Below are 19,449 nucleotides of genomic sequence, written 5' to 3'. Positions count from 1 at the left end.
TTGAGATACAATAAAACATAAGAAAATCAAAAAGCAAATTTATTAATTACCAACCGAATTGGACTACTATATATCCCAGTTATTACCGTTAAAATTGCCATAAATAATAGACAAAAGAGCATAAGCAATGGTACCTCATTAAGTGTCATTCCAGCGTTTGATGCTGTACTGTTTTCAAAATATATTTTCTCAACCATTCTCCACATATATATTAGTGCAAGAAAAGAGCCAGCAGCAAAAACTGCAAGGGAAATCCATGCATGAGATTCGATAATTGCTTTCATCATATACCACTTACTTACAAAGCCATTTGTCAAAGGTACACCGATTAATGCGAAACTAAGTAGAGTAAATGCAAGTGTTGTATAGGGCATTGACTTTTTTAGTCCTGATAAATTTTCTATTTTTGTCATACCAAACTTATAAGAAATACACCCTGCAGTCATGAATAAAGACGTTTTTATCATGCTATGATTTACTATGTGAAGAACTACTGAAAACAAACCTGCTTTTGAATTTAAACCCAGCATTAAAATTATATAGCCAATCTGACTGATACTGGAGTGAGCAAACAGTCTTTTTATATCTTTTTCGATCATTGCAGATATTGATCCAAATACAACAGCACAAAGCGCAAGGATGATCATCACGTTGCTTAGTGGTAAGAAAAAATTTTGCTGAAAAACAGTGTAAAAGATTCTAATAAAAACATATATCATCACTTTGGTTACTGTACCTGAAAAAAATATGCTAATGAAGCTAGGTGCTTCACTATATGCGTTAACCAGCCATCTGCTGAGTGGAAACAGTGCCATTTTGATTGAGAGACCAACAAAAATGAATAATGTACCAAGTCTTATGATGTTATTATCGTATAATGGTACTATTCTTTCAGCCATGTCAGACATGTTGAGCGTTCCGGTCATAGAGTATAAAAGGCCGATGCCAAACAAGTAAAATGTTGCTCCTACAGTACCACTAATGAGGTATTCAAATGCTGCAACTAAAGCTTTCTTATCCCTTCCCATTGAAACTAAAACATAAGAAGAAAGAGATGAAATTTCTAAAAAGACATAAAGGTTGAATATATCGTTTGTTACTAAAATTCCAAGTAATCCACTCAAGCACAGTAAAAATAGAGAATAAAAACCAATGATTTTGTTTTTGCTAATCTCTTTTTCATTAATATGAAAGCTATAAAGCACACTAATCAGCGCTATAAAATTCACCAAAGTTAGAATCAAGGAGTTCAATATGTCGATTCTCAACTCTATTCCGTATGGAGGAGCCCAATCTCCAAGATAATAAGTTATAATTTCACCATTGTATGTTTTCACTAGCAACATTAATGAAATAAAGAAAGTAGCTGCCGTTGTAAAAAAAGAGATAAACCAGGACACCTTATGTTTCCTGGTAAGAAAGCAGAACATCGATGCAATTATTGGTATAATAACTTGTAGAATTGGTAATTGCATTAAACTGTTGTTAATACATCGTTAAAGTATTAGTATATATAATACTTTTTGTTTTAATACCTTTATGTTATCTAAAATTTATAATGCAGTAACAAACTTATTAAGGAGAAAAGGTAAACTTATAGGTAGGGATGAAAACGTAAATTCTTACTATGAGTCAAGTAAAGGGAAAAGATGGGTAATATATGGTAATGTTTCTGAGCCCACAACAATTCCTCCAGAATGGCATATATGGCTGCATTATACTAATAATGAAGTACCAGTTAATAATAACAAAAGAAAAACTCCTAATTTAACAGGTACGAAAGGTGCATACTACCCAAATCAAAAGGTGAAAAACTACTATGAAAGCTGGAATCCTAATAATTAAAGATGCGAAGGTCAAATATACTTGAAATAATTGCTGGATCATTTGTATTAATTTTCACTATTTTTCTTGTCTTCTTCGCTATTAATAAGCTATCTTACATAAAGAGAAATTATAAGGATTGCTATAAAATACATGGCCTTTTTACTGATGCTAACGGTGTAGGGGTTGGTGATAGTGTCAAGATCTCTGGTGTAGAAATCGGAAGCATAACTGGTGTATCACTTGACAAAGCTACCTACATAGCACGAATCGATATGTGCATAAGCAGAGACATAAAGTTGCCAATTGATAGCTCAGCTCTAATCGCTAGTAGTGGAGTTGTTGGTAGTAAATTTGTTAATATATTACCTGGTGCAGATCCTAAATTAATTTCACACGGTGGTAAAATAGCGCATACTCAAGCTGAAGCAAATATGGGTGGAATAGTGGATAAAATTATTGGCATGTTTACAAAGTGAGAATAAGAACACATAAGCCAACTTGGCCTATGTACAATTAAGGGATTTTTCTATCAATAGCTTGAAGTTGTTCAGCGTTTGAATTATCAAGATTTCTGCTAGGTTTTACATTCCTAATAATCTCAACAAATGCTTGTACTTTCAGTATAGGAGTGTTTTTTTTACGTACTTAGGGAAGTGTTAAATAAACTGTATCAAACCGAGAAGTAATAATAAAATAGAAACAAAAAATGGAGGTTTGACAATGAGTCAAGCAAACAGAACTACCGGTTTGGTAGACTATAAAGAATTAGAAACAAATATCTTATCGTCTATACGAGAAGGAAGACCATTGACGGAAAGAGATGGTGCATTAACACCGTTTGTAAAAAGGCTACTGGAATCGAGTCTGGAAGGTGAAATAAAAAATCACTTGTCGGCTAAAAGCGAAGAAAATAACCGAAGAAATTGAAGAAATTCAAAGACTTTACGGACAAGTGTAGGTTCATTTGAGTTATTGACACCAAGGGATAGGGAAGGAAGCTTTGAGCCACAAGTAGTCAGAAAAAGGCAAACAACCGAACTTGAAGCAAAGGTTTTAAGTATATGCCAGTGGCATGGTATATAGAGATATAGCGTCGCATGTAGAAAAGATATAAAATATCTGTAGCAGAGATATCAAGTATTACTGATAAATTATTGCCTGTAATCAATGAGTGGCGTAGTCGTCCACTGCAATCAGTGTATCCAATAGTGTTTATGTTTTTTAAGGTCAAAGAAGACAGGCATTGCGTAAGTAAATACATGTAGAATATATTAGCAGAATGAAAGGAAAGAAGTTTTAGGTTTTTATATAGCAGAAAGTGAGGGAGCTAACTTTTGGCTAGGGATGTTAAATGACTTAAAAGAGAAAGGAGTAGAAGATATCCTGATTGTATGTGTAGATGGGCTAAAAGCTTTCCTACAGCAATAAACAGTGTATTTCCTAAAGCAGAAATACAACTATGTATTGTACATCAGATAAGAAATTCACTGAAATATGCATCGAGCAAAGATGTGAAAATTTTCATGAATGATTTGAAAAAAATATACCGTGCTGCAAGTAGAGAAACTGCCGAAAATTATTTGCTTGAGCTAGAGGAAAAATGGTGAGAAAAATATATAGCTCTTCTCATAATAGTGGAAACAGGATAAAATAGAGACTTAGGGTAATAAGAAGGTAAAAGTGCCAGCAGCATACAGTTATGACTTAGGGAAAAAAGCCATGAAGGAGAGAGTAAAACAGCAGTAGCAAAGAGGTTCAAAATCGGTAGAGTGACATTGTACAAATGGGAGAAAAGGCGGAAAGAAACAGGAATCGAAGAAACTGGGAAATAGAGGCTATAATCATAAAATCACCGATTGGAATGCATTTGTAGAATTTATAAAAAAGCACGGCGGTAAAACACAATCAGAGGTGGCCAAACTCTGGGGCAATATAAGTCGTCAAACGATTCATAGAGCTCTAAAAAAATTTGGATTTACACGCAAAAAAAGATTTATGGATATGAAGAAAGAAACGAAGAAAAACGAGCTGAATTTCTGAAAGTCATATCGGCAGAGTCCCCTAAAAATTTGGTATATATTGATGAATCTGGTATAGACAATACAGAAGATTACCCATACGGATATTGCAGAAAGGGAGAGAGGTTTCATGCACTAAAATCAGGCAAGAAAACTCAGAGAGTTAGCATGATTGCATCTTTAAATAAGGGAAAAATCGTTGCACCTATGACGTTTGAAGGCTATTGTGATACAGAGGTTTTTAATGGCTGGTTCGAGCAATTTCTGGCACCAACTTTATAGCCTGGACAAACAGTGATTTTAGATAATGCAACTTTTCATAAGTCTAAAAAGATTGTCGAATTTGCCAAAAGGGTTGGTGCAGACATTCTGTATCTGCCTCCATATTCTCCAGATTTCAATAAAATTGAGCATCATTGGTTTGCTATAAAAAACAGAGCCAGGAAAAACATTCCTCTTTTTAAATCTTTTCGTCAAGCTGTCGATTCTGCTTTTCTTCATTTGTTTCCACTATTATGAGAACAGCTATACTTTAGTTTTGGGAAAATAATTGGGAAAATCTGTCTAGTTATTTTAAATATTCCGGCCCTGTAAGAAAATTAATTTATACCACAAATCCTATTGAAGGGTTACATAGACAGATCAGAAAATTTACTAAAACTAAGGGCTCATTTACTAGCACAAATGCCTTCTATGAACAGGTATATTGTGCTATAAAAAAGTTAGGAGAAAAATGGGCTATGCCTATACATGATTGGGCTTTGACTATGTCTCAACTTGATATCTTTTTTTCTTGTAGGGTTGAATTAAAAATGCGGCTTGACACAGTTTATTTAACACTCCCTTTTTGAAAGTTACAGATCGCTAAAAATATTTAAACAACTAATTTTTATAACTTTATACCAAAAAAACTATTCCCACCTTAATTATCAAACAGTAACGTATAGAACTACAAACTTTTGTATATTAAGAAATTGTTTAAATTGCATACCTGGCTACTATGTCTCCTACTTCCAAGATAAAGTACCTTTCACTAAAAAATATTGAATTTAATTTTTGTAATCACTTAAGTCTAGTATTATTTTGTTAATGTATCGTTCATTTGCATCCTTGATGATAAATTTTATACCATTTTTATATCTTATAACTTCATCTACAGAAGGTACCTTACCAGCAATTGAAAGAACCAAACCACTAAGTGTGGCATAATGCTCTTCAGAGTCACACAACTCTATTTTTAGATTTTCCTCTATATCCTTTATAAGGGCCCTTGCCGATATTTCAAACTTATTTTGAGATAATTCAGTAATGGTGTGTTCTGAATTTACCTCATTCTCGTTATCAATATTTGGTATCAATTCTTCTATAAGATCATTTATCGAAATTAAACCATCAGTTCCGCCATATTCATCCAGTACAATAGCTAAATATGACTTGGAAGATTTCATTCTAACAAAAAGATTTGTTGCTTTCATTGAGGCTGGGACAAATATTACATTTTGTATAATATTTCTCAGATTAAAATCTTTATTCTTATTGAAAATGATATCTTTTACGTAAAAAAAGCCTATTACGTTGTCAAAGTTATTCTTATAAGTTGGTATCTTAGCATGGTAAGTGTTTTTCACCTTCTTTATTACCTCATCCTTGCTCGATTCAATGTCTATTGCACATATCTCCTTACGTGGAGTCATTATATCCATGATACTACAATCACGGAATTTTAATAGACTATTAAGTATGTCAAGACCTGACAGATCACCCATTAATGCCTCAGTCGCACATTTTTTTAACACAGAAGTTTTGTTGAAGAGAAAGAAAAAAATTTTGTATGCTATTTTTTCTACTAAAGTTCTTTTCTTATTCAATTTATTCCCTTTAATGGTGAAAATATCTTTAGATAAGGTCTATCAAGAAAACTGTTATTAAATGTTTAATAAGCATGTGAATAATGTCAAATTAATTTGTGAATTATTTGTTAATATAAAATACTAACAATTGATCAACAACTTTCTCAACGACATATACATAATTGTGTAACAATACATGATAGTAAAGTATTTTCCGTAAAAGAAAATTACTAACATTATAAATATCTTACTTATACACATAAATTACAAGGCAAAATCAATAGTATATAGAAGTTATTAACATATTTATCCACAAGTTAAGTAACAATAATTTTTACTGAATTTTAAGTTAATAACAATTTATTGATAGAACTATTATTACTACTATACTTTAGTATAGAAAAAAGTAGATAAAATAGATTGGAAAGCAACAAACCAGCGATAGTAAGAATTATTAAGCAGAATAAGCCAAATGAAAAAGTACCTATTTGGTTAATGCGCCAGGCTGGTAGATCTCTTCCTGAGTATCGCAAAGCCGTAGAAAAAACGAGTAATTTCATGGAGATATGCTATAGCATAGATTTAGTGGTAGAGCTGACGCTACAGCCAATAAAAAGATTTGATATGGACGCAGCCATAATTTTTTCAGACATTTTAATAATAGCTGACGTTTTAGGTTGTGATGTGAATTTTGTTCGCGGTGTGGGTCCAATAATAAAACCTGTGAAAAGCTCTGAGGAGTTAAAAAATTCACAAGAATTTGAAACTAAAACCTTTCCAATCTTAAATGCCATCAGGAAAGTAAGAAGCCAATTATCAGAGGAAAAGTCCCTTATAGGCTTTGCTGGAGGGCCGTGGACGGTAGCTTCCTACATCATAGAGGGTGGTAGTAGTAAAACTTTTTCTAAAGTATTACATTTCTGTTCCCTAGAACTAGAAGAAGTAATTAAAAAAATAACAGAAGCGACAATTATTTATCTAATCAAACAGATAGAGTTTGGAGCAGATGTTATTCAGTTATTCGACAGCAATGCTGGTATATTGCAGGGAGAACTGTTTGAAAGGTATGTAATCAAGCCAACAAAGGAAATTGTTTCAGCAATAAAGAATAAGTTTCCTGATTTTCCTATAATAGGTTTTCCACGCTCTGCTGGAAATCTTTATAAGGATTACTATGAGAAAACAGGTGTATCTGCAGTAAGTATAGATTATAATGTTCCAATAGAATGGGCGAAAGCAAATCTAAAAATTCCTCTGCAAGGGAACCTTAATCCTAGTCTTTTGGCCTACAATAAGGCAGAAGCAATTGAAGAAGCAAAGCGTATAATAGATTGTTTTAGAGGGTTACCTTTTATATTTAATCTTGGACATGGAGTGCTTCCTGATACTCCGGTTGAAAATATTGCTGCATTAGTGGACCTAGTAAGAAACTACTAAAACTCTTGTATGAAAAGCCTTTATGAGGGTGGAATGAAAACCTTACTTGACAAATCTTTACACTTTCCTTATTATGGCAATAAGAGTATTTATCCTTGTTTTTGGGCTCAACGACAAAATTCAGTAAAAAAACTCAGATATCTATTGGCAGGTTACAAAAAATTATAGCGGCTGCATGTCTTTTTTATTTTTTCTACATTCAGCCAAATCGCGCTTATTTTAAGCGTTAGCACATTATTACAATGCCAATTTACATTATTATAGGGTCAAAACTCGCTATACGGGGATTTATTTGCCTTTTTAAATTTATTAAGCTTTTTAATATCTATAGTTAATATATTTAAGAGTACAAAAATACCAACCTTTATGTAAAATAATAAAACTTCTAGCTTTTTTGTTGTGTAGAGTTTATCATTTTTATTTAACTTTAGTGAGATTATGTCAGACCTTGCAAAGAGGATGTCTCTGATAAAACCATCGCCTACAATCGCTGTGACCGATAAGGCAAACAGATTAAAAAGCGAAGGAAAGAAAATTTGCGTTTTAGCTGCGGGAGAGCCGGATTTTGACACTCCAGATCATATAAAAAAGGCAGCTATTCAATCGATAAATGAAGGCAAAACTAAATATACTGCTGTTGATGGAACGCGTGAGCTTAAAGAGGCGATAATCAATAAGTTAAAAAGGGATAACATTCTAGAATACACACTTAGCCAAATCTGTGTTGGTGCTGGTGCTAAGCAGGTGTTATTCAATTTGTTCATGGCAACAATTAACCCTGGGGATGAAGCTATAATACCAGCTCCTTATTGGGTTTCATATGTTGATATGGTAAGTCTTTTTGGCGGACTGCCAGTTGTTGTAGGGTGCAAACAAAACTTTAAGCTGATACCGGAGTTACTGGAAAGCAATATAACTGAGAAAACTAAGTGGTTAATTCTCAACTCACCAAATAATCCAGCAGGAATTGTCTATACATATGATGAATTGAAAAGCATAGCGCAAGTATTGCTTAAACATCCACATGTGAATGTTGTTACAGATGATATTTATGAGCACATAGTATACGACGAAAAGTTTTTTACCATTGCTCAGGTTGAGCCAAAACTTTATGATAGAGTTTTTGTGGTCAATGGAGTATCAAAAGCCTATGCAATGACTGGCTGGAGAATAGGTTATATTGCAGGTAGGAGTGATATAGTAAAAGCTATTTCTACACTGCAGTCTCAAAGTACTTCTAACCCAAATTCAATAGCACAAGCAGCAGCAGTTGAAGCGTTAAACGGTGATCATAGTTTTTTGAAAGAAAGAACAAAAATCTTTAAGGATCGTAGAGATTTTGTAGTAAAAAAGCTAAATTCTGCTTCAGGATTGTCAGCATCTATTCCACAAGGTGCATTCTATTTGTTTGTCGCATGTGAAGGTTTATTGGGTAAGAGCACGAAAAGTGGTAAAGTAATAAATAGTGATCTTGATTTTGCTGAATATTTGTTGGAAGACCATTTAGTTGCTGTTGTTCCAGGAATTGCGTTTGGTCTGAAAAATTTTATCAGAATTTCTTATGCAACCTCTCAGGAACAATTAGAAATTGGATGTAATAGTATTATTAAAGCATGTGAAATGCTAAGTTAACTTTTTAATATTCTTATGTATAATATTTCAGTAAGATAGAGTTGATTTATGGCGTGGGTATATTTGCTATTAGCTGGTTTGGTTGAAATAATATGGACCACAGCACTGAAATATAGCAATGGCTTTACTCGTGTTATACCTGTAGTAATTATTTTAGTTAGCGGTTCTGTAAGTCTTTACTGGCTATCGTTAGCAATGAAGTCTATCCCCCTTGGAACATCTTATGCAGTTTGGACTGGTATAGGCTCTATAGGTGCAGCGATAATAGGAATAATGTTTTTTAATGACCCAGTAAATTTTGGGCGTTTATTTTCCCTTGCTTTGGTAGTGCTGGGTATTATAGGATTAAAAGTATTTTCCAATTAGGAAAAGTTAAGTACGTCTATTTTACCATCTCAGGACTTTCTACTAAAGTTGCCTTGGATTTTTCGGTTCTTGAAGAGGGCATTCCTATTGATTTAGCAAGTACCTTTCTGATGTTCAATGTTTCATTTTTCTCATTTTGTTGAATTAAGTTAATATCGTTTATTTTATTCATTAAATCTTTTCCTTCCTTTAAAATTTTTAAATCGCTTTCGTTGATATGATGTTCATTTTTAAATTCTGCAACGATTTCTTTCTTCTTTGGATGAGTATTCAGAAATTCTAATATCTGGTGTTTAGCAACAGCTTGAATAAATTTCTTATCGTGAAATATTGAATTGTTATGTAGTTCTTCTAGGCTTTTATCATATTGTTTTGCTTCGTTTACAGTAAGTTTTATTATTTCTTCTGTGCTACTTAAAAGTTCCCTGTATAACTTGTCGTATCTATTGCCTGTGTGTGCGGCAAATGTTTGTTCAATGTATTTTGTTATGTAGTTTTGTAGCGTATTGTCTATTGTACCTATGTTCATTCACTCACCTTGCTTTTATATTATATTTTACACACAAAAAGGTTAATATTTAGTTAACTACAGCGTTTCTGATACTGAATTTCATTAAAAATTATATTATTTAAAGTATAATCGGTATCACGAAATAAAAGCGTAAGTAAAATGAATTTTGTAACAAAACTAAAACTTATAGTAAAAAAAATAAAGCTTAAGATGAACAAGGGTAAAATTATAAAAATCCTTATCATCTGTGGTATAATTTTTTTCATATACCTTATCCATGAACCAGTTATAGATATGCTAAAAGGTCTCTTTTAAGAAAGATACTCGGATTAGAGTAGCTATTTACAAAAGTGTTGCTCCTTGCTGATAAAATACCTATAATTCTGTTTTTTAGGTAATATTAGGATTGCAGAGAAACTTTTTCATATGGTTGCTAGCATCACTATTTTATGCATACCAGTATATATTGCGTGTAATTCCAAATATAATCGCGCCTGAATTAATAACAAAATTTAACATAAGTATTACAGATGTTGGTCAATTTGGTGGGCTATATTATATAGGCTATACGCTTGCTCACATACCTGTTGGTCTTGCCCTTGATAGATTTGGGCCAAAGTTTGTTTTACCTGCGTGTATTGTCTTAACATTTGCTGGAACATTGCCGCTAATATGCTTTGATCAGTGGTATTACTCAATACTTGGTAGAATGATTGTTGGAGTTGGGTCATCTGCTTCAGCAATTGGGCTTTTCAAAGTTGCAAGCATGTATTTTTCACAAGAAAAATCAGCAAGGATGGCTAGCTTATCTATAATAATAGGGTTACTGGGAGCTATTTATGGTGGATTACCTCTAGACTTCTTGCTCAATAAATTTGGTTGGAATTATGTTATATACACTTTCTCAGCGTTTGGTTGCTTGCTCGCCCTACTTTTATTCTTAATAACGCCAAATTCTAACATAGAGGAGAGTAGAAATGACAACATACTTCAAGATTTAAAAACTGTACTTTTCAATAAACATATCATTCTAATCAGCTTTTTTGGGGGCTTGATGGTTGGGCCACTAGAAGGTTTTGCTGATGGTTGGGCAAAAGCGTTCTTATGTGAAGCATATCAAATGACCGGAGATTTGGCATCTTCACTTTCCTCTCTCATGTTTATAGGTATGGGAGCTGGATCATTCTTTCTCGCTTATTTACTGGAGAAGTATCCAGACAAACATTACGAGGTGATTATTGCGTGTTCTTTTGCAATGATCGCTAGCTTCCTCTTGCTTTTTACACAATTTGGCGGTTTATATATTGCATTACCTACACTTCTTGTTATCGGCTTTGCATCTGGGTATCAGGTAATTACTATTTACAAGGCAATAAGTTATGTAAACAATAACTTGGTAGGCTTAGCCACAGCTGTATCAAACATGATAGTTATGGTTTTTGGCTATTTTTTTCATACTGGAATTGCAAAAATAATAGACTTATGTTGGAATGGAACGGTAATACAAGGAAATCCTGTGTATGGTACTGAGTTACTAGTAAAAGCAATATCAATTATTCCTGTATGTTTGCTTTTGGCTGTTTTTGGATTTATGTGGTTAAGGAAAAGGTCTTATGACAATTGCTTCAGAAAGGATTTGTAACTCTGAAAATAATTTAAAGTCTTGTGATAATGAAGTTTATCTCTCTATAGAGAAGGAACTGCAGCGTCAAAGATCGCAGTTGCAATTGATTGCATCGGAGAATTTTGCAAGTAAAGCAGTGATGGAAGCACAGGGTTCTTTTCTGACTAATAAATATGCAGAAGGTTATCCTGGTAAAAGATATTACTGTGGCTGTGAGTATGTAGATGAAGTTGAAAATCTGGCTATAGAAAGGCTTTGTAAGCTGTTTAATGTTAAATTTGCAAATGTTCAACCTCACTCTGGTTCTCAGGCAAATCAAGCAGTGTTTGCTTCACTACTTACTCCGGGTGATACAATACTTGGATTGTCACTGAACTGCGGTGGACATTTAACTCATGGTGCAGCACCAAACCTTTCTGGTAAGTGGTTTAAGTCGATTCAGTATACAGTTAATAGAGACACTTACCTGCTTGATATGGATGAGGTGGAAAGGCTAGCGCTGGAGCATAAACCAAAATTAATTATTGCTGGTGCTTCTGCTTATCCAAGAAAAATAGATTTCGAGCGCTTTCGTGAAATTGCGAATAAAGTTGGTGCATATCTGCTTGCAGATATTGCTCACTATTCAGGGCTTATTGCTGCAGGTTGTTACCCATCACCTGCTGAATATGCGCATATTATAACTTCTACAACTCACAAGACTCTACGTGGTCCTCGTGGTGGAGTGGTAATGACAAATGATGAAGCGTTACATAAAAAAATTCAGTCTGCAGTTTTTCCAGGATTGCAAGGTGGGCCACTTATGCATGTGATAGCTGCAAAAGCTGTTGCATTTAAGGAAGCATTAGCGCCAGAGTTTAAAACTTATAGTAAAAAAGTTGTAGAAAATGCGAAAGTGTTAGCTCAAGCGCTGCAAGGGCATGGGCTGAACATTATAACCGGTGGCACTGACTCTCATATAGTGCTAGTTGATTTAAGATCACGGAAATTGACTGGAAAAGACGTTGTGAATAGCCTTGAAAGAGCTGGCATTATCTGCAATAAAAACTCCGTGCCGTTTGACACAGAAAAACCAACCATTACTTCAGGGCTCCGTTTTGGTACCGCTGCTGAGACAACACGCGGACTTGAGAAAAAAGATTTTAAAGAGATAGCTGATCTGATAAATGAAATAATTCAGGGATTAATTGATGGAAATAGCCCTGATGTTGAAAAAGCAGTGAAAAATAAAGTTGAAAGTATTTGTAGTAATTTTCCTATTTATTAATTTATTTAGCATTGGAATTTCCTTCCTTTACTTTGGATTAAACTATTGTATAGTGATTTTATAGCTCTTTAATTTTATGATAAATGTACCTAGCATAGAGAGTTGTGATTTTCACAATAAAAATGTTCTGCTCAGGGTTGACTTCAATGTTCCTATAAAAAATGGAAGAATTTGTGATGCCACTCGTATTTTGAGAGCGCTACCTACCATTCAGTATTTGGCAAATGCGGGTGCAAAAGTTATTGTTATCTCACATTTTGGGCGTCCAAAAGCCAAAGACAGTAACTTATCGCTAAAAAACGTAGTTGAAACTTTATCGCGGCTGCTAAGCAAAGAAGTGAAATTTATTGATGATTGTATTGGTGAGAGAGTACAAAGAGCAATAAATGCGATGGATGGAGGAGATATAATATTACTAGAGAATCTGAGGTTTTATAAAGAAGAAGAGCAGAATGATTCAAATTTTGCTAAACAATTAGCATCTCTAGCAGATATATATATAAATGATGCGTTTTCTTGCTCTCACAGAGCTCACGCTTCTATTTCACGCATTACGGAATTTTTACCTTCTTATGCAGGATTTTGCTTGCAAGATGAGCTAAAGTATCTTGAGCAAGCTATATCGTTTGACGCTAAACCTATTACTGCGATAGTTGGTGGAGCTAAAATATCAACTAAAATAAAAATGCTTATAAAGCTAGCAGAAAAGGTTGATTACCTTATTCTGGGCGGCGCAATTGCTAATAATTTTTTGTTATTTAATAAAGTTAATGTAGGCAAGTCTTTTTTTCAAGATGGCGTTGATGATCTTCTGCACGATATTGTTGAGACGGCAAATAAAAACAATTGCAAAATAGTTGTGCCAGAAGACGTTTTGGTTGCAGTAAATTCTGATTATAGCACTGGCGTTTTAAGAAAAACCGAATCCGTTTTGGATGATGATATAATTTTAGATATCGGACCTCAAACTTTAAGCACAATAAGCGGTATAATAGCAAGCAGTAAAACTCTGCTGTGGAACGGACCTATTGGTGTTTTTGAACATTCAGCTTTTGCAAATGGTACAGTAGAGGTGATGAGAGTAGTAAGTGATTTGACACACGAAGGAAAATTAACCAGTGTAATAGGAGGAGGAGATAGTCTATCTGCAATAAATACTGCAGGTCTTGCCGATAAAGATTTTACATATATTTCAACTGGTGGGGGAGCGTTTTTAAGTTGGCTAAGTGGTGATGAGATGCCAGGACTGCGATCAACATTAGATTAAAACTTTTTTAAGTTGTTGCTTATACCCTAGCTTCTTTATGAATATGATTATGTCGAAAATAGCTAAGTTAATCTTGTGCTTAATAATACCAGTAATAGGATTTGTTTTTTACATTAAGGAGCATTATCTCAATGATGCAAATTCACAAATTGGCTTTGAGCCGTTTTTCAAAACAGATTCTTCAGATCCAGACTATATTCCACCACTTCCAGAGTTGACTGATTTTGATAGAGGAGTGTTAAGGGTTTGTGGAGATTGGGGAACACAGCCTGATGAAGAAGATTTCAGAATTTTGCTTGATTGTCCGCAGCATCAAGAAGTGGTGAAAAGGATATACGATAAGCTTGATCATCAGGTGATTACACCTAGTGCAGACTTGGGGTTGTTTAAAGATGAATTGACTAAGATTTGGTTTACAAATAGCGGAGTTGAGAAAGAAACTATAGGATTTGGACATATTTTTTGTGGTGAACCAGATAGATTGGGACTTGGTGGTATGCATTTTGTAGGTAGATATGTTGAAGCTCAAGAAAATAAGTGGGCGGGTGCAATTTGGGGTAATAAATCTCTGTGCAATAAATTAGATATTAAGCCACCTGTTTACACGTTTGGAATGAAATACTTAGGTAAGGGTGGAGAAGTAAAAGTTAAGTGCCCAAATGGGTATGCACATAACCTTCATGCTGATGATATTTTAGTTTCTGCAACTAAGGCGTTTAAGGAATTGGGAGAAGATGGAATGTGTCTGTATAAAATGGAAGATGCCAATTATCAATCAGTGTTTGTGAGAAAGAATGACGCTATACTCACATTCTATCCTGACTTAACACCAAAATGTAATGATAAGAGTATTAATTGTAGCTGTAGCAAGTCTTGATTGGCTGAAAAAAAGTAAACATTTTATGTGTGTTATGCTAATTTAGTTATATTAAGGGCAATTTGTAGAGCTACATGAAACTTATAGTAAAAAAATGTTTGTCTGTTTTATTTCTGTTGCTGCTTGTAGCGCCTCTTTTATATGGACAACAATCTTGTTTAAGTGATATTGAGAACGATTTTCAAGATTTGAAAACATCATTAAAAAATCCAATATTTTTAGATCCTGCACCGAGTTTAAATTATGATGATAGAGAAGGCAAAAAAGTGTTGATGGTGGTGGTGCACCATACCGAATCACCAACATTAAAAAGTACAAAATACGCATTAAATTCTTCAGGGATATCAGTACAGCTTATTGTTGATAGAGATGGTAGCATTACTCTGATGGTTCCACTTGAAAAACGAGCATGGCATGCTGGTATAAGTTATGCGAAAGTTCAAGTAGATAATGTGGTTGAAGAGCTACGAAAACTGAATGATTATTCTATAGGTATAGAGATTGTAAACACAGGGCTTGAGCCTTTTCCAGAAGAGCAAATGAAATCTGTCAAAGATCTGATTTTGTACCTCATGAAGCGCTTTAAGATTAGAAAAGATATGATATTTAGTCACGCTGAGATAGGCACTATAGTGTACAACTCAGCAATTGAAGGTTACGCAATGCGTAAGCCTGATCCACATAAGTTATTTGATTGGGAGTTATTAGAGAAAAGTGGTATTGGATTGCATATAGGTGATAGAATCAGTCCTCAAGACGCAGAACAAAAAGTAAATGAGGTTTTGTATAAGGTAGGTGATAAGAGTGAAAATATTTTGAAATTAAAAAAAAGGTTAAACGGTTTTTTTTATAAAATACTGCCTTGGAATGATAGGGAAGGTAATATGATTTTTCCTGACAATAATGCTAATTACTCAAATGAGTTTGATGAGAATTTTGCGTGGGTTATTAATCAGTTTTCAATGCATCATTTGCCGAAAGAGATTAGAAAAGACTTGCCTCTAAAATTAGAACAGGAAGATATTTTGCCTGAATTTTTAAGCGAATATGGCAATTGTATTTTCAACAGATTCACATCTTTTAATAATAAAATTGAATCAAGTTTACAACCACCATTTTTGAATGAAGAGGATTACAAGCATTTATTATCTTCTCTTGCAGAATATGAAAATAGTATTTCTTCTAGTGCATTTGCTACGCTCATGTACAAGATTAAGCTATATTACGACTCTTATCTAAGGTATAATATAAGATCCTCGCTTTATATTCCATTTAAGCTTAATTCATTTGAGAAGCTAGATGTTTTAAAGAATGAAATATTGTCTTTTAAGTCTATAAGCCCTCAAAAGGCTATAGAAGTTTCGAATTTAATTAATGGATTTAGGTCAGAAGTTTTATCTGATTTCCAAAACTTTGAGAAGCAGTGGTTTCAAGAATTTAAGGACACTTGGAAACAAAAATTTATACCGAATATGGAAAGGCAAATGTCTTGGACTGCGCTACATGAAACTGTGTTGGAATATTTAGAAGAGGCGAAGAAAGAAGTCTAATGAGTATTACGATGGCAAGATGAATGGGCAGAGAAAAATAAAGGCACATGTATCTGGAAGGATACAAAAATTTCTAAATGAGGATTAATATAGTATTGGGATGACAGAGTTTAAAAAATAAGTTACTTTTTTTATTTTTGGTAAAAAGTAGTCTATGGGTATTAAAATTGCACCTTCTATACTTTCAGCAGACTTTGCAAAATTAGGAGAGGAAGTAAAAAGAATTAGCGACTTGAATGTAGATTATATACACATAGACGTTATGGATGGAAATTTTGTTCCAAATATTACAATAGGTCCGAATGTTATCTCTGCGATACGTAAATATAGCAATCTTCCTTTTGATGTACACTTAATGATTAAATCTCCTGGTAACCATATTGAAAGTTTTATAAATGCTGGTGCTGATATTATCACTATACATGCAGAAGCAGAGATACATCTTGAGAGGCTAGTAAGAAAGATAAAATCATACAAAGACATAAATCATACAAAAAAAACAATACAAGTTGGAGTTTCAATTGTTCCTTCAACTTCTCCAAGCGTGCTTGAATATATAATACATGAGCTAGATATTGTACTAATTATGACAGTCAATCCTGGATTTGGAGGACAGGAGTTTATTCATTCGCAGTTGAGTAAGATATCTACCGTGAGGAAAATGATACAGAACCGTAATCTTAAAACACAAGTTTCAGTAGATGGTGGAGTTAACTTTTCTAACGCAGCTGATATAATAAAAGCAGGTGCAAATATATTAGTTGCTGGATCAGCAATATTTAAAGCTGAAGACATGAAAAAGGCTGTAAACGATCTTAAAAATCTTTCGTTATAACCCTACAGATAACACAAACCATTTTTGTTATCTTGTCAGTTTTAAAAATTCCTATTATCCCAGTGTTTCGACACTGAGATAATAGAAAGTAAGTTCAACCTCAATAGAAACCTGATGACGAGTCATTATTACCAAATTTTGGTCTGCTTCTATTACTAAAACCAGAACGAGGACGAGTAGGTCTATTACTATGATAATTATCTTCAGGTTTTTTATTAAACGAGTTGTTATAATAATTATCCCTATTATTTAAACCATCTCTCCTTTCTTCATTGTAAAGCTTACCTTCAAAAAATTCACCTGTTTCTTGATCAACACGACGTCTTGATAATTTTGGACATCCACCTTTTTCAAAGTCAATTATCAAAGCTTTGAAGGTATCACCCTGTTTAAGTATATCCTCAATGGACTCTACATGTTGATTAGCTACCTCGCTTATATGCATTTTTCCTTTTCTTCCATTAAGAAGTTCTAGCTCTACAATAGACTTCTCTATCTTTACAACTTTAGCATCAATTATAGAACCTTGTTCTAGCTCTGTTATTGAATCAATCATCATATTCTTTGCAGCTTCAGCTTCAGTACTACTAATGGCAAAAACAGAAACTTTACCGTCATCCCCTATTTCAATTTTTGCATTACTTCTTTCACATACACTGCGTATATTTTTTCCTTTAGTACCAATAGCTGCAGAAATTTTATCTTTATCTATATAAAACGATAACACTCTTGGTACATGATCTTTTATATCCTTACGATGTTCTGAAATTACTGCATTCATTTTTTCTAAGATATGTAATCTTCCGACTTTTGCTTGTTCTAAAGATTTTTCAACAATTTCAAAGCTTATACCAGGAATTTTCATATCCATCTGCAGTGCTGTAATCCCTTCGCTAGTTCCTGCTACTTTGAAGTCCATATCACCAAGATAGTCTTCATCGCCCAGTATATCAGAAAGTATTATATGCTCATTTTTGTCTTTGATGAGACCCATAGCAATTCCTGCAACGGGAGCCTTTATTGGCACACCTGTATCCATTAATGCAATGGAAGTTCCACAAACTGTTGCCATAGAAGAAGAACCATCAGATTCCATAATCTCAGATACTACCCTTATTGTATAAGGAAATTCAGATTTATCAGGTAAAACAGGATGAATTGCTTTCCAAGCAAGTTTACCATGACCAATTTCTCTCCTTCCTGGTGCGCGTATAGCAGAAGCCTCTCCAACAGCAAATGGAGGAAAATTATAATGCAACATAAAATGTTCACGTCTATCCCCTTCAATGTCATCCACAATTTGCTCATCTTGTGTAGTACCAAGAGCAGTAACAACTAGTGCCTGAGTGCTACCCCTTGTAAATAGCGCAGAACCGTGAGTCTTGGGTAGAATGTCAGCCTCAATTTCTATCTGGCGTATTTCATCATACTTACGGCTGTCTATTCTCACACTTTTCCTTCTAATCATTTCACGCACTAAAGATCTTTCAAAGCTTTTTACTGCATAAGTAATTAACTTTTCGTCTTTTCCAGCCTCTTTAAGAGTATTCAATATATTATTCCTGACTACTTCTAGAGCTTGGACTCGCTCTTGTTTTACTGTTTTTGAATATGCTTCTTCAAAGTCTTTTCGATATTTTTCAAGTTCTTGAGTTATATCTGATATATCAACAGGAGCAAAGCTTTCAGGTTTATTGCCAACTGTATCAGCAAATTCTTTTATGAGCTTAATAACAGGTTGAAGGTGTTCATGACCAAATTTTATTGCGTTTAAAACATTTTCTTCAGAGAGCTCTTTGACTTCCGATTCGACCATTAAGATCGAATTTTCATCACCAGACAAAAACAGATCCAAGTTGCTCGCTTTCATCTCTTGAACGGAAGGATTGAGTATATAATTGTTATTTTCATCACAACCGACCATGACTCCAGCTATAGTAAAGTGGAAAGGAACACCAGAAATTGCAAGAGCTGCGACGGTACCTATCAATGCTGGTACTTCAGGAGAATTGACCGTATCGTAAGTTAACAGATTACATACTACACTAATTTCATCATGAAAACCTTCAGGAAATAACGGCCTTATACTTCTATCTATTACTCTTGAAATTAAAGTTTCTCTATCAGATGGTTTTCCTTCTCTTTTAAAAAAACCACCAGGAATCTTACCCATGGCATAACTTTTTGCAATAAACTGCACATTTAAAGGGAGAAAATCAACACTTTCTTCCTTCTTTTTTCGTACAACAGTGACTAAGATAGAAGTATCTCCATAATTTACAACTACTGAACCATCAGCTTGACGTGCTATTTTCCCAGTTTCTAAAGATAAGGTACGCCCCTCCCAATCTATAGATTTTTTTATAATTTCAAACATACAAAATTCCT

At 33.9% G+C, this 19,449-nt stretch carries 15 protein-coding genes and 3 pseudogenes; 14 read left to right on the top strand and 4 right to left on the bottom strand.

All coding sequences use genetic code 11. The annotated features are described in order from the left end of the window. Positions 1–26 precede the first annotated feature (26 nt). The gene (locus ABWU65_RS04325; protein WP_007302402.1) at positions 27–1,475 is read right to left on the bottom strand and encodes a proton-conducting transporter membrane subunit; all 1,449 of its coding nucleotides are present in this window, start codon (positions 1,473–1,475) and stop codon (positions 27–29) included. A 64-nt stretch (positions 1,476–1,539) separates the two neighbouring features. Here ABWU65_RS04325 and ABWU65_RS04320 point away from each other — a divergent pair, with 64 nt between their 5' ends. The 5 genes and pseudogenes from ABWU65_RS04320 to ABWU65_RS04300 all read left to right on the top strand — a co-directional run. Further along, complete coding sequence (locus ABWU65_RS04320) at positions 1,540–1,845, top strand: NADH-ubiquinone oxidoreductase subunit NDUFA12 family protein (RefSeq protein WP_007302403.1); 306 nt, start codon at positions 1,540–1,542, stop codon at positions 1,843–1,845. A 2-nt stretch (positions 1,846–1,847) separates the two neighbouring features. After that, positions 1,848–2,303, top strand: a complete 456-nt coding sequence (gene mlaD / locus ABWU65_RS04315) for an outer membrane lipid asymmetry maintenance protein MlaD (protein WP_007302404.1) — start codon at positions 1,848–1,850, stop codon at positions 2,301–2,303. A 244-nt stretch (positions 2,304–2,547) separates the two neighbouring features. Beyond that, a pseudogene (locus tag ABWU65_RS04310) lies at positions 2,548–3,431 on the top strand (IS256 family transposase); the annotation flags it as partial. Positions 3,432–3,507: 76 nt separating this feature from the next. Next, positions 3,508–4,364: pseudogene (locus tag ABWU65_RS04305) on the top strand (IS630 family transposase). A gap of 20 nt (positions 4,365–4,384) precedes the next feature. Beyond that, positions 4,385–4,696 (top strand): annotated as a pseudogene (locus tag ABWU65_RS04300) (transposase); the annotation flags it as partial. 198 nt (positions 4,697–4,894) lie between these two features. Here ABWU65_RS04300 and ABWU65_RS04295 read toward each other — a convergent pair. Then, a complete protein-coding gene (locus tag ABWU65_RS04295; RefSeq protein ID WP_007302250.1) occupies positions 4,895–5,713 on the bottom strand; it encodes a transporter associated domain-containing protein in 819 nt (272 codons plus the stop codon). Positions 5,714–6,115: 402 nt separating this feature from the next. On the opposite strand from ABWU65_RS04295, the gene hemE reads away from it, so the two are divergent. The 3 genes from hemE (at position 6,116) to ABWU65_RS04280 (ending at position 9,130) form a co-directional block, all read left to right on the top strand. Continuing rightward, complete coding sequence (gene hemE, locus ABWU65_RS04290) at positions 6,116–7,132, top strand: uroporphyrinogen decarboxylase (protein ID WP_007302249.1); 1,017 nt, start codon at positions 6,116–6,118, stop codon at positions 7,130–7,132. Positions 7,133–7,570: 438 nt separating this feature from the next. Further along, positions 7,571–8,764: a pyridoxal phosphate-dependent aminotransferase gene (locus tag ABWU65_RS04285; protein ID WP_052264894.1), complete on the top strand. Its 1,194-nt coding sequence runs from the start codon at positions 7,571–7,573 to the stop codon at positions 8,762–8,764. Between the two features lie 48 nt (positions 8,765–8,812). Then, on the top strand, positions 8,813–9,130 hold the full coding sequence (locus ABWU65_RS04280) for a DMT family transporter (protein WP_010403511.1): 318 nt from the start codon (positions 8,813–8,815) through the stop codon (positions 9,128–9,130). A 16-nt stretch (positions 9,131–9,146) separates the two neighbouring features. On the opposite strand, the gene ABWU65_RS04275 is transcribed toward ABWU65_RS04280, so the two are convergent. After that, positions 9,147–9,659 carry a hypothetical protein gene (locus tag ABWU65_RS04275; RefSeq protein ID WP_017531946.1) on the bottom strand — a complete coding sequence of 171 codons (513 nt, stop codon included), beginning with the start codon at positions 9,657–9,659 and terminating at the stop codon, positions 9,147–9,149. 388 nt (positions 9,660–10,047) lie between these two features. On the opposite strand from ABWU65_RS04275, the gene ABWU65_RS04270 reads away from it, so the two are divergent. The 6 genes from ABWU65_RS04270 (at position 10,048) to rpe (ending at position 17,061) form a co-directional block, all read left to right on the top strand. Then, positions 10,048–11,283, top strand: coding sequence for an MFS transporter (locus ABWU65_RS04270; RefSeq protein WP_007302244.1), 1,236 nt, complete (start codon positions 10,048–10,050; stop codon positions 11,281–11,283). Next, on the top strand, positions 11,255–12,532 hold the full coding sequence (gene glyA, locus ABWU65_RS04265; RefSeq protein WP_353280345.1) for a serine hydroxymethyltransferase: 1,278 nt from the start codon (positions 11,255–11,257) through the stop codon (positions 12,530–12,532). Before ABWU65_RS04270 ends, glyA begins: the two co-directional genes overlap by 29 nt. Positions 12,533–12,611: 79 nt before the next feature. Continuing rightward, positions 12,612–13,799 (top strand): phosphoglycerate kinase, encoded by a 1,188-nt coding sequence (locus ABWU65_RS04260; protein ID WP_265025439.1) that lies wholly within the window; start codon positions 12,612–12,614, stop codon positions 13,797–13,799. Positions 13,800–13,836: 37 nt separating this feature from the next. Next, a complete protein-coding gene (locus ABWU65_RS04255; RefSeq protein WP_265025223.1) occupies positions 13,837–14,676 on the top strand; it encodes an EndoU domain-containing protein in 840 nt (279 codons plus the stop codon). A 74-nt stretch (positions 14,677–14,750) separates the two neighbouring features. Beyond that, positions 14,751–16,226 carry an N-acetylmuramoyl-L-alanine amidase gene (locus tag ABWU65_RS04250; protein WP_353280343.1) on the top strand — a complete coding sequence of 492 codons (1,476 nt, stop codon included), beginning with the start codon at positions 14,751–14,753 and terminating at the stop codon, positions 16,224–16,226. A 154-nt stretch (positions 16,227–16,380) separates the two neighbouring features. Then, entirely contained in the window at positions 16,381–17,061 is a 681-nt protein-coding gene (gene rpe / locus ABWU65_RS04245) for a ribulose-phosphate 3-epimerase (RefSeq protein WP_353280342.1), read from the top strand. Positions 17,062–17,161: 100 nt separating this feature from the next. Here rpe and pnp read toward each other — a convergent pair whose 3' ends face one another. After that, on the bottom strand, positions 17,162–19,438 hold the full coding sequence (gene pnp, locus ABWU65_RS04240) for a polyribonucleotide nucleotidyltransferase (RefSeq protein ID WP_012481924.1): 2,277 nt from the start codon (positions 19,436–19,438) through the stop codon (positions 17,162–17,164). Between the last annotated feature and the right edge of the window lie 11 nt (positions 19,439–19,449).

The organism is Wolbachia endosymbiont (group B) of Silvanus unidentatus (assembly GCF_964028615.1).
Taxonomy (GTDB): domain Bacteria; phylum Pseudomonadota; class Alphaproteobacteria; order Rickettsiales; family Anaplasmataceae; genus Wolbachia.
Note: the sequence above shows the minus strand (reverse complement) of the source record. Positions and strands in the feature narration are given on the sequence as shown.